This is a genomic window from Streptomyces amritsarensis, from assembly GCF_001953875.1.
Classification (GTDB): domain Bacteria; phylum Actinomycetota; class Actinomycetes; order Streptomycetales; family Streptomycetaceae; genus Streptomyces; species Streptomyces amritsarensis.
This window is the reverse complement of record NZ_MQUR01000150.1, coordinates 1-11,468: the sequence shown is the minus strand read 5'-3', so window position 1 is coordinate 11,468 and position 11,468 is coordinate 1. Positions and strand designations below refer to the sequence as shown.

General features: G+C 71.3%; 9 protein-coding genes. 4 read left to right on the top strand and 5 right to left on the bottom strand.

What is annotated here, in order from left to right; genetic code table 11:
* Positions 1-121 precede the first annotated feature (121 nt).
* Positions 122-1,777 carry a glucose-6-phosphate isomerase gene (pgi, locus tag AVW11_RS34065; RefSeq protein ID WP_076046951.1) on the top strand — a complete coding sequence of 552 codons (1,656 nt, stop codon included), beginning with the start codon at positions 122-124 and terminating at the stop codon, positions 1,775-1,777.
* A 76-nt stretch (positions 1,778-1,853) separates the two neighbouring features.
* On the opposite strand, the gene pgl is transcribed toward pgi, so the two are convergent.
* From pgl to tkt, 5 genes are all read right to left on the bottom strand, one after another.
* The gene (gene pgl, locus AVW11_RS34060; protein ID WP_076046950.1) at positions 1,854-2,636 is read right to left on the bottom strand and encodes a 6-phosphogluconolactonase; all 783 of its coding nucleotides are present in this window, start codon (positions 2,634-2,636) and stop codon (positions 1,854-1,856) included.
* A gap of 136 nt (positions 2,637-2,772) precedes the next feature.
* On the bottom strand, positions 2,773-3,801 hold the full coding sequence (gene opcA, locus AVW11_RS34055; protein WP_076046949.1) for a glucose-6-phosphate dehydrogenase assembly protein OpcA: 1,029 nt from the start codon (positions 3,799-3,801) through the stop codon (positions 2,773-2,775).
* Positions 3,798-5,324, bottom strand: coding sequence for a glucose-6-phosphate dehydrogenase (zwf, locus tag AVW11_RS34050; RefSeq protein ID WP_030766695.1), 1,527 nt, complete (start codon positions 5,322-5,324; stop codon positions 3,798-3,800). The genes opcA and zwf overlap by 4 nt, the downstream gene beginning before the upstream one ends.
* 5 nt (positions 5,325-5,329) lie before the next feature.
* Positions 5,330-6,448: a transaldolase gene (gene tal / locus AVW11_RS34045; protein WP_030846266.1), complete on the bottom strand. Its 1,119-nt coding sequence runs from the start codon at positions 6,446-6,448 to the stop codon at positions 5,330-5,332.
* Positions 6,449-6,482: 34 nt separating this feature from the next.
* Complete coding sequence (gene tkt, locus AVW11_RS34040; RefSeq protein ID WP_076046948.1) at positions 6,483-8,570, bottom strand: transketolase; 2,088 nt, start codon at positions 8,568-8,570, stop codon at positions 6,483-6,485.
* A gap of 325 nt (positions 8,571-8,895) precedes the next feature.
* Here tkt and AVW11_RS34035 point away from each other — a divergent pair, with 325 nt between their 5' ends.
* The 3 genes from AVW11_RS34035 to AVW11_RS34025 all read left to right on the top strand — a co-directional run bounded on the left by AVW11_RS34035 (position 8,896) and on the right by AVW11_RS34025 (position 11,468).
* Positions 8,896-9,843, top strand: a complete 948-nt coding sequence (locus tag AVW11_RS34035) for a heme o synthase (RefSeq protein ID WP_076046947.1) — start codon at positions 8,896-8,898, stop codon at positions 9,841-9,843.
* A 24-nt stretch (positions 9,844-9,867) separates the two neighbouring features.
* A complete protein-coding gene (locus AVW11_RS34030) occupies positions 9,868-10,227 on the top strand; it encodes a hypothetical protein (protein WP_030846263.1) in 360 nt (119 codons plus the stop codon).
* Between the two features lie 125 nt (positions 10,228-10,352).
* Positions 10,353-11,468 (top strand): amidohydrolase family protein, encoded by a 1,116-nt coding sequence (locus AVW11_RS34025; RefSeq protein WP_030846262.1) that lies wholly within the window; start codon positions 10,353-10,355, stop codon positions 11,466-11,468.

The window sequence follows — 11,468 nt, the reverse complement described above, 5'->3', positions numbered from 1 at the left end:
GGCCCCGCAGGAATCTCTCCTGCGGGGCCGGGCCTCTTTGTGTGCGATGCGCCGCTTGTGATCCCTTAAGTTGGTGAACGGCGGGGCACGACAGGACGGAAGAAACGGGTTGATGTCCGAGATGAATGAAGGCAGCCGTACGAAGCTCAACCGGACGCCCGAGTGGCTGGCACTCGGCAAGCACCGGGAGGAGTTCGGCCAGACGCATCTGCGGCAGCTGTTCGAGGAGAATCCCGGCCGCGGCGCCGGCTACACCCTGCGGGTCGGGGACCTGCACATCGACTACTCCAAGCACCTCGTCACCGACGAGACGCTCCAGCTGCTGCGCGAGCTGGCCGCGGCGACGGGCGTGGCCGAGCTGCGCGAGGCCATGTTCCGCGGCGAGAAGATCAACACGACCGAGGACCGGGCGGTCCTGCACACCGCGCTGCGCGCACCGGCCGACGCCGTCGTCGAGGTGGACGGCGAGAACGTCGTCCCCGGCGTGCACGCGGTCCTGGACAAGATGGCGGCCTTCTGCGAGCAGATCAGGTCGGGAGCCTGGACCGGCTACACCGGCAAGCGCATCAGGAACGTCGTCAACGTCGGCATCGGCGGCTCCGACCTGGGCCCGGCGATGGCCTACGAGGCCCTGCGCGCCTTCGCCGACCGCGGCCTGACCGTACGCTTCGTGTCCAACGTCGACGGCGCGGACCTGCACGAGGCCGTGCGCGACCTGGACCCCGCCGAGACGCTGTTCATCATCGCCTCCAAGACCTTCACCACCATCGAGACCATCACCAACGCCACCTCCGCGCGCGGCTGGCTGCTCGCGGGCCTGGGCGGCGACCAGGCCGCCGTGGCACGGCACTTCGTGGCGCTCTCGACCAACGCGGAGAAGGTCACCGAGTTCGGCATCGACCCGGCCAACATGTTCGAGTTCTGGGACTGGGTCGGCGGGCGCTACTCCTTCGACTCCGCCATCGGGCTCTCCCTCATGATCGCGATCGGCCCGGGCGCCTTCCGCGACCTGCTGGCCGGCTTCCACCTGATGGACCAGCACTTCCGCACGGCGCCCGCCGAGGAGAACGCCCCGCTCCTGATGGGCCTGTTGGGGATCTGGTACGGCGCCTTCTTCGATGCCCAGTCGCACGCCGTGCTCCCCTACAGCCACTACCTCTCGCGCTTCACCGCCTACTTGCAACAGCTGGACATGGAGTCCAACGGCAAGTCCGTGGACCGCGACGGCAATCCGGTGGACTGGCAGACCGGCCCGGTGGTCTGGGGCACCCCCGGCACCAACGGGCAGCACGCCTACTACCAGCTCATCCACCAGGGCACGAAGGTCATCCCCGCGGACTTCATCGGCTTCGCCAAGCCGGTGGCCGAGCTGGAGGCGGCCCCGGCGGCCCAGCACGACCTGCTGATGGCCAACTTCTTCGCACAGACCCAGGCCCTGGCCTTCGGCAAGACGGCCGACGAGGTCCGCGCGGAAGGTGCGCCGGAGTCGCTGGTCCCGCACAAGACCTTCCACGGCAACCACCCCACGACCACCATCCTGGCCACGGAGCTGACCCCGGGCGTGCTGGGCCAGCTGATCGCGCTGTACGAGCACAAGGTGTTCGTCCAGGGCGCCGTGTGGAACATCGACTCCTTCGACCAGTGGGGCGTCGAGCTCGGCAAGGTCCTCGCCAAGCGCGTCGAGCCCGCACTGACCGAAGGCGCGGACGTGCCCGGCCTGGACGCCTCGACGAAGGCCCTGGTCGACACCTACCGGAAGCTGCGCGGACGCGGCTGACACAAGCGCGAAGGGCCCGCTCCCCCCGGCAACGGGGAGAGCGGGCCCTTCGCGTCGGCTCCCGCCCGGCGAGCCGTCAGGCGGAGGCCGGAGGGTACATCCCCGACGGCAGCTTGGCCGCCGCCGCGCGGTCCAGGAGCCACAGGGTGCGCGAGCGCCCGTACGCCTCCGCGGCCGGCGCCTGTACGCCGCCGGCCCCGCCGAGGGCGATGGAGACCGCCCCGGCCTTGTCCTCGCCGGCCGCGAGCAGCCAGACCTCACGGGCCGCCCGGATGGCCGGGAGGGTCAGCGAGATCCGGGTGGGCGGGGGCTTGGGCGCGCCGTGCACGCCGACCACCGTGCGGTCGGTCTCCCGGGTCGCCGGGTGCTCGGGGAAGAGCGAGGCCACATGCGTGTCCGGGCCGACGCCCAGCATCAGCACGTCGAAGCGGGGGACCGGACCGTGGTCCTCCGGACCGGCCGCCCGCGCCAGTTCGGCCGCGTACGCGGCGGCCGCCGCGTCCACGTCGGCACCGTACGGGCCGTCCGAGGCCGGCATGGCGTGCACGCGGGCGGGATCGACCGGGACGGAGTCCAGGAGGGCCTCGCGGGCCTGGGTGTGGTTGCGCTCGGGGTCGTCGGCGGGCACGTACCGCTCGTCGCCCCACCACAGGTCGAGCCGGTGCCAGTCGACCGCGTCGCGGGCCGGGGCGGTGGCCAGCGCGGCAAGCAGGCCGTTGCCGTTGCGTCCGCCGGTGAGGACCACGGACGCGGTGCCGCGGGCCGCCTGGGCGTCCACGATCTTCGTGATGAGCCGGGCCGCGGTGGCCTGGGCCATCAGTTCCTTGTCCCGGTGGACGACGACCTGAGGAGTCGTCATACCCATGTGCTGCCGCCTTCGTGGGTTCTGGGGTGATGTGCGGTCGCCGCCGCGCGGAGCCCTTCCCCCACCCCGCCCCTTCGCCGTTTCCTGGGCCAGGGGCCGGGCGGGGAGGGCTCCGCGCAGCGGCATCCCGTTACTTGGCCGTCGCCTTCTTCGCCGGCTTGGCGGCCGGCTTGGCCGCCGGCTTCTCGGCCGGAGCCCCCTCCGCCGGAGCGTCGGCCTCGGGCTTCGGCGAAGCCGCCGCCAGCTGGGACACCCCGTACTTCAGGGACGCCTCGTAGGTGTTGTCCGGGTCCAGCCGGCGCAGCTCCTCCGCCAGGAGCTCGGCCGTGTCGCGGCGCTTGAGCGCCACGTTCCGGTCGGGCTGCCCCGGCATGCACAGCGTGGCCAGCCCGCCGTCCGCCCGGTTCAGGACGATGTCGCCGTCCTTGGTCGCCAGGCGTACGGCCGTCAGGCCCGGCCCCGCCGACAGCGTGCGGCGGACGGGGACCTGGAGCCGGTCCGCCAGCCACATGGCCAGCAGTTCACAGCTCGGGTTGTCGCCCTCGCCCTCCACGGTCGCCGAGACGACCGTCAGGGCCTGCTGGTCCAGTGCCGCCGCCAGCATGGAGCGCCACGGGGTGATCCGGGTCCACGACAGGTCCGTGTCCCCGGGCGCGTACGCCCCGGCCCGGGAGCCGAGCGTCCCGACCGGGTCCTCGCAGGAGTACGTGTCCGTGATGCGGCGCTGCCCGAGCGCACCCAGCGGATCGCCCGCCAGGTCCGTGGGAGCACCGTCCGGCCACCAGACGACCACAGGCGCATCCGGAAGGAGCAGCGGGAGAACCACCGACTGGGCGTGGTCGACCAGTTCGCCGTGAAGGCGCAGCACGACCGTCTCGCCACTGCCCGCGTCCGCCCCGACGCGGACTTCCGCGTCGAGCCGGGCGTCACGGCGGCTGCGGGGCGAGCGGCTGGCCCGCTTGATGACGACGACGATCCGCGAGGGGTGTTCGTGGGACGCGTCGTTCGCCGACTTGAGCGCGTCGTACGCGTTCTCCTCGTCGGTCACGATCACCAGCGTGAGGACCATGCCGACGGCAGGCGTGCCGATGTCCCGGCGTGCCTGCACCATCGCGGCGTTGATCTTGCTGGAGTTGGTCTCCGTGAGGTCGATCTTCATGGCCGGCGCCAGCTCCGTCCGTCTCGTGCGAGCATCTCGTCCGCCTCGACCGGCCCCCAGGTGCCCGCCGGGTACTGCGCGGGCTTGCCGTGCTTGTCCCAGTACTCCTCGATCGGGTCGAGGATGTTCCAGGACAGCTCGACCTCCTGGTGGCGCGGGAAGAGGTTCGCGTCGCCGAGGAGCACGTCGAGGATGAGCCGCTCGTACGCCTCGGGGCTCGACTCCGTGAAGGACTCCCCGTAGGCGAAGTCCATCGTGACGTCCCGGACCTCCATGGAGGTGCCGGGAACCTTCGACCCGAAGCGGACCGTCACGCCCTCGTCCGGCTGGACCCGGATGACCAGGGCGTTCTGCCCCAGCTCCTCGGTCGCGCCCGACTCGAACGGCAGGTACGGGGCCCGCTTGAAGACCACGGCGATCTCCGTCACCCGGCGGCCCAGGCGCTTGCCCGTCCGCAGGTAGAAGGGGACGCCCGCCCAGCGGCGGTTGTTGATCTCCAGGCGGATGGCCGCATAGGTGTCGGTCTTCGACTTGGGGTCGATGCCGTCCTCTTCGAGGTACCCGACGACCTTCTCGCCACCCTGCCACGCCGCCGCGTACTGGCCGCGCACGGTGTGCTTGCCCAGGTCCTCCGGCAGCTGCACCGCCGTCAGGACCTTGAGCTTCTCCGCCACCAGCGCCTTGGGGTGGAAGGAGCCCGGCTCCTCCATCGCGGTCAGCGCGAGCAGTTGGAGCAGGTGGTTCTGGATGACGTCGCGGGCCGCGCCGATGCCGTCGTAGTAGCCCGCCCGGCCGCCGATGCCGATGTCCTCGGCCATGGTGATCTGCACGTGGTCGACGTACGACCGGTTCCAGATCGGCTCGAACATCGTGTTGGCGAAGCGGAGCGCCAGGATGTTCTGGACGGTCTCCTTGCCGAGGTAGTGGTCGATCCGGAAGACCTCGTCACGCGGGAAGACCTCGTGGACGACCTTGTTGAGCTCCTCGGCGCTCTTCAGGTCGTGGCCGAAGGGCTTCTCGATGACGGCACGCCGCCACGAGCCCTCCTTCTGCGCCAGACCGTGGTCCTTGAGCTGCTGGACCACCTTGGGGAAGAACTTCGGGGGCACGGACAGGTAGAAGGCGAAGTTGCCGCCGGTGCCCTGCGCCTTGTCGAGCTCGTCGATCGTCGCCTTCAGCGTCTCGAAGGCGGCGTCGTCGTCGAAGTCGCCCTGGACGAAGCGGCAGCCCTGCACCAGCTGCTGCCAGACCTCCTCACGGAAGGGGGTGCGCGAGTGCTCCTTGACCGCCTCGTACACCTCCTGGGCGAAGTCCTCGTGCTCCCACTCCCTGCGGGCGAAGCCGATGAGGGAGAAGCCCGGCGGGAGCAGGCCGCGGTTGGCGAGGTCGTAGACGGCAGGCATCAGCTTCTTGCGCGACAGGTCACCCGTAACGCCGAAAATGACCAGGCCGGACGGCCCCGCGATGCGCGGGAGCCGCCGGTCCTGTGCGTCACGAAGCGGGTTCGCTCCGTTTACAGACAAAGTGGTCAGGCCTCCGTGGGGGCGAGGCGCTGCAGCTCCGCCTCGGTCGACTTCAGCAGGTCGTTCCAGGACGCCTCGAACTTCTCGACGCCCTCGTCTTCCAGCAGCTGAACGACATCGTCGTACGAGATGCCCAGCTTCGCGACCGCATCGAGCTCGGCACGGGCCTGCTCGTAGGTGCCGCGCACGGTGTCACCGGTGATCGAACCGTGGTCGGCGGTGGCCTCCAAGGTGGCCTCCGGCATGGTGTTCACCGTGTTCGGGGCGACCAGGTCGTCCACGTACAGGGTGTCCTTGTACGCCGGGTCCTTGACGCCCGTCGACGCCCACAGCGCACGCTGCTTGTTGGCTCCGGCGCGCTCCAGGGCGGTCCAGCGGTCCGAGGAGAAGACCTCCTCGTAGGCCTCGTAGGCCAGGCGGGCGTTGGCGAGAGCCGCCTTGCCCTTCAGGGCCTTCGCCTCGTCGGTGCCGACGGCGTCCAGGCGCTTGTCGATCTCGGTGTCCACGCGGGACACGAAGAAGGAGGCGACCGAGTGGATCAGGGAGAGGTCCAGGCCGGCGGCCTTGGCCTTCTCCAGACCCGCCACGTAGGCGTCCATGACCTCGCGGTAGCGCTCCAGCGAGAAGATCAGCGTGACGTTGACGCTGATGCCCTTGCCGATGACCTCGGTGATCGCCGGCAGGCCGGCCTTCGTCGCCGGGATCTTGATGAGCGTGTTCGGCCGGTCCACCAGCCAGGCGAGCTGCTTGGCCTCGGCGATCGTCGCCGCGGTGTCGTGGGCCAGACGGGGGTCGACCTCGATCGAGACGCGGCCGTCCTGGCCGTCGGTGCGGTCGTAGACGGGGCGCAGGATGTCGGCGGCGTCCCTGACGTCCGCCGTCGTGATCATGCGCAGCGCCTCGTCCACGGTGACCTTGCGGGTCGCGAGGTCGGTGAGCTGCTGCTCGTAGCCCTCGCCGCCGCTGATCGCCTTCTGGAAGATCGCCGGGTTGGTGGTGACACCGACCACGTGCGACTGGTCGATGAGCTCGGCCAGGTTGCCGGACGTGATGCGCTTGCGGGACAGGTCGTCCAGCCAGATCGCCACGCCTTCGTCGGAGAGGCGCTTGAGTGCGTCTGTCATGGGAATTGCATCTCCTACTGGTGTAGTACGGGCGTCAGCGCGCGGCGGCGGCGAGGGAGTCGCGGGCGGCGGCGGCAACGGCCTCCGGCGTGAACCCGAACTCGCGGAACAGCACCTTCGCGTCGGCCGAGGCACCGAAGTGCTCCAGCGACACGATCCGGCCCGCGTCACCGACGTAGCGGTGCCAGGTCAGGCCGATGCCCGCCTCGACCGCGACCCGGGCCTTGACGGAGGGCGGCAGGACGCTGTCCTTGTACGCCTGGTCCTGCTCCTCGAACCACTCGACGGACGGCATCGAGACGACGCGGGTGGGGATGCCGGCGGCCTGGAGCTGCTCGCGGGCCTCGACGGCCACGTGGACCTCGGAGCCGGTGGCGATGAGGACGACCTGGGCGTCGCCACCCTCGGCCTCGAAGCGCACGTACCCGCCCTTGACGGTGTTCTCGTCGGCCTCGTACGTCGGCACGCCCTGGCGGGTGAGGGCCAGGCCGTGCGGGGTGCCCTTGCCGAACACCTTGGTGTGGCGCTTCAGGATCTCGCGCCAGGCGATCGCGGTCTCGTTGGCGTCGGCCGGGCGGACGATCGTCAGGCCCGGGATGGCGCGCAGCGAGGCGAGGTGCTCGACCGGCTGGTGCGTCGGGCCGTCCTCGCCGAGGCCGATGGAGTCGTGCGTCCACACGTAGGTCACCGGCAGGTGCATCAGGGCGGACAGGCGCACGGCGTTGCGCATGTAGTCGGAGAACACCAGGAAGGTGCCGCCGTAGATACGGGTGTGGCCGTGCAGGGCGATGCCGTTCATGGCCGCGGCCATGGCGTGCTCGCGGATGCCGAAGTGGATGGTGCGGCCGTACGGGTCGGCCTCCGGCAGCGGGTTGCCCACCGGCAGGAACGAGGATTCCTTGTCGATGGTGGTGTTGTTGGAGCCGGCCAGGTCGGCCGAGCCGCCCCACAGCTCGGGGATGACCGCGCCGAGCGCCTGGAGGACCTTGCCGGAGGCGGCGCGGGTGGCGACGGCCTTGCCGGCCTCGAAGACGGGGAGCTCGTCCTCCCAGCCGGCGGGCAGCTCGTTGGCGTTGATGCGGTCGAAGTCGGCGGCGCGCTCGGGGTTGGCGGTGCGCCAGGCGGAGAAGTCCTTCTCCCAGGCGGCCTTGGCCTCGCGGCCCCGGTCCAGCGCCTTGCGGGTGTGGGCGATGACCTCGTCGGCGACCTCGAAGGTCTGCTCCGGGTCGAAGCCGAGCACGCGCTTGGTGGCCGCGACCTCGTCGTCGCCGAGCGCCGAGCCGTGGGCGGCCTCGGTGTTCTGGGCGTGCGGGGCGGGCCAGGCGATGATCGAGCGGGCCGCGATGAAGGACGGGCGGTCCGTGACGGCCTTGGCGGCCTGCAGCGCGGCGAACAGCGCCTTCGGGTCGAGGTCGCCGTTCTCCTGCTGCTCGACGCGCTGGACGTGCCAGCCGTACGCCTCGTAGCGCTTCAAGGTGTCCTCGGAGACGGCCGTCTCCGTGTCACCCTCGATGGAGATGTGGTTGTCGTCCCAGAGGAGGACGAGGTTGCCCAGCTTCTGGTGGCCGGCCAGGGCGGACGCCTCGTGGGAGATGCCCTCCTGGAGGCAGCCGTCGCCCGCGATCGCGTAGACCATGTGGTCGAACGGGGAGGTGCCCGGGGCGGCCTGCGGGTCGAAGAGGCCGCGCTCGTAGCGGGCGGCCATGGCCATGCCCACCGCGTTGGCGACACCCTGGCCGAGGGGGCCGGTGGTGGTCTCGACGCCGGCCGTGTGGCCGTACTCCGGGTGGCCGGGGGTCTTGGAGCCCCAGGTGCGGAAGGACTTCAGGTCGTCCAGTTCGAGCCCGAACCCGCCCAGGTACAGCTGGGTGTAGAGGGTCAGGGACGAGTGCCCCGCGGAGAGCACGAAACGGTCGCGGCCCACCCACTCGGGGTCCGCCGGGTCGTGCCGCATGACCTTCTGGAAGAGGGTGTACGCGGCGGGGGCGAGGCTCATCGCCGTCCCGGGGTGGCCGTTTCCGACCTTCTGGACCGCGTCAGCGGCCAGGATGCGGGCGGTGTCGACGGCCCGCTGGTCCAGTTCGGTCCACTCGAGCTCTGTGGTGGTCGGCTTGGTGCTCACCGTGGGTCAGGGCTCCTCTCCACATGTTCGTATCCCGGTGACGAACGGTGCACCGGCGATTCCGAGCCTACCCCCGCAACGGCGTGCAGCTATTCGAGTGCAGGCGGTCCGTCATCGCGCCGCCGACCGGCGTTCACCCGGCCACGGGGGCGCGGCGGGCGCGGTCCCCCGTATGTATGCACGGTCCGATCGGCCCAACACGAGGCGACCCCGGCGCGGGGCGACGGAAGCGCAACGTCTACAGTGGCGTGGTACGCGCAAGCCTTAACCGGGCCTTCATGTTGTGAACGGCCCGAGTCGGAGCTTGCTGGATTCTCTCTCAGGGGTGTGCGTGACGGCCGTCGAATCCCGTCCAGCGGGGGTGCTCGGGACGAGCCCCGGTCACCGGCCGTTCGGGACCCGCGTCATGGCTTTCGTGGCATTGACCAAGCCGCGGATCATCGAACTTCTGCTGATCACCACAGTGCCGGTCATGTTCCTCGCGGAGCAGGGCGTGCCGTCGCTGTGGCTGGTCCTGGTGACCTGCGTCGGCGGTTACCTGTCCGCGGGCGGCGCCAACGCGCTGAACATGTACATCGACCGCGACATCGACGCGCTGATGGACCGGACCTCCCAGCGCCCGCTGGTGACCGGCATGGTCAGCCCGCGGGAGTGCCTGGTCTTCGGCATCACGCTCGGCGTGGTCTCCACCCTGTTCTTCGGGCTGCTCGTCAACTGGCTGTCGGCCGCCCTGGCGCTCGGCGCGCTCCTCTTCTACGTGGTCGTCTACACGATGCTGTTGAAGCGGCGCACGACCCAGAACATCGTCTGGGGCGGCATCGCGGGCTGCATGCCGGTGCTCATCGGCTGGTCCGCGGTCCGCAACGAGGTCTCCTGGGCCGCCGTCATCCTCTTCCTCGTCATCTTCTTCTGGACGCCGCCGCACTACTGGCCGCTGTCGATGAAGGTGGCCGACGACTACGCGCGCGTCGGCGTGCCGATGCTCCCCGTCGTCGCCGGCAACAAGGTCGTGGCGCGCCAGATCGTCCTCTACAGCTGGGTCATGGTCGGCGTCTCGCTGCTGTTGACCCCGCTGGGCTACACCGGCTGGTTCTACACCTCGGTGGCGCTGCTGGCCGGCGGCTGGTGGCTGTGGGAGGCGCACGCGCTGCACGCGCGGGCCAAGGCCGGCGTGACGGGCGCGAAGCTCAAGGAGATGCGCCTGTTCCACTGGTCGATCACCTATGTGTCGCTGCTGTTCGTGGCGGTGGCCGTGGATCCCTTCCTCCGCTGATTACTCGCCGGTAGCATGGCTTCCATGGGAGACACCGCAGACACCTCGGCCGCCGCAGGCGCCGCGGACAAGAAGCAGGACCGTACCGCCGCGAAGCTGGCCAAGCAGATCGGCGCCTTCGCCAAGCAGCACGGCGGCGCCGAGGGCCAGCTCGCCCACATCGGCCAGGCCGGCACCCGCATCGTGCTCGTGGGCACGGACGGCGCCTGGGGCGACCTGGTGGCCCCGACCTTCGCGACGGCGCAGCTGGCCGCGGAGAAGGCCGGGCTCACCCTCCACGAGGAGTTCGACGGGGAGTTCGCCGCGCGCGTGCGGACCGGCCCGTACGAGTGGTCGCGGATGGCCGGCATCCAGCTCGGCGGATCCGGCAACCCGGCGGCCTGACCGCCCCGGCCCCTCCGGGGGACCGGCGTGCGGGCTCGGTCAACAGCCCGAGCAACACCTCACACCCCGCTCACCCGTTAGGACGTGTGGAAGCGCCTTCCCCACGTCCGCAACGGGATGCCCGGATGATCGAAACGCCGCCCCTGGTGGACCAGTACTGCCACGGAGTCCTCCGTACGGAGCTGGGCCTGGGCACCTTCGAGGCCCAGCTGATCCACTCGGCCGGCCCGCCCGCCGCGGGCACCACCTTCTTCGACACCCAGACCGGTTTCGCGGTCCGCCGCTGGTGCCCGCCGCTGCTGGGGCTGGAGCCGCACGCCGCCCCCGCCCGCTATCTGGCCCGGCGCCGCGAGCTGGGCCCCGCCGAGTCCGCGCGCCGGCTGCTGCGGGGCTCCGACGTCGCCGCCTATCTGGTCGACACCGGCCCGATCGGGGACCTCACCTCGCCCAAGGAGCTGGCGCTCGCCGCCGACGCCGAGGCCTTCGAGACGGTCCGGCTGGAGTTACTGGCCGAGCAGGCCGCCGACACCTCCGGGACGGTGGCCGCCTTCCTGGCCAACCTCGCCGAGGCCGTCCACCACGCCGCCGCGGGCGCCGCCGCCTTCGCCTGCGCCACACCCTTCGCCTGCGCCGCCGGCCCGGGCCGCGCGGACGGCACGGGCCTCGATCTCGATCCCGATCCGCCCGGCCCGGGCGAGGTGCGCGGGGCGGCCGGACGCTGGCTGGCCGGGCGGCCGCGCGGGGGAGCCGTACGGGACCCCGTCCTCCTGCGGCACCTGCTCTGGAGCGCGGTGGCCTCCGGGCTGCCGCTCCAGCTGCACACGGGTACGGGGGATCCCGCGGCGCTGACCGGGTTCGTGCGGGCCACCGAGGGGCTCGGCACGCGGCTGGTACTGCTCGGCGGCTATCCGTACCACCGGCACGCGGCGCGGCTCGCGGAGGCCTTCCCGCACGTCTACGCCGACGCCGGCGCGGGCCTCGGGCGGACCGGGGCGCGGGCCTCGGCGGTCCTGGCCGAGCTGCTCGAACTGGCGCCGTTCGGGAAGCTGCTGTTCTCCAGCGGGGGAGGGCGGCTGCCCGAACTGCACGCGGTGGGCGCCCTGGTGTTCCGGGAGGCGCTGGCCCGGGTGCTGGGCGGCTGGGTCGCCGAGGGGTCCTGGTCCTGGCGGGACGCGGACCGGGTGGCGGCCATGGTCGCGGCGGGCAACGCCCGCCGCGTCTACCGGCTGGACCGGCCGTGA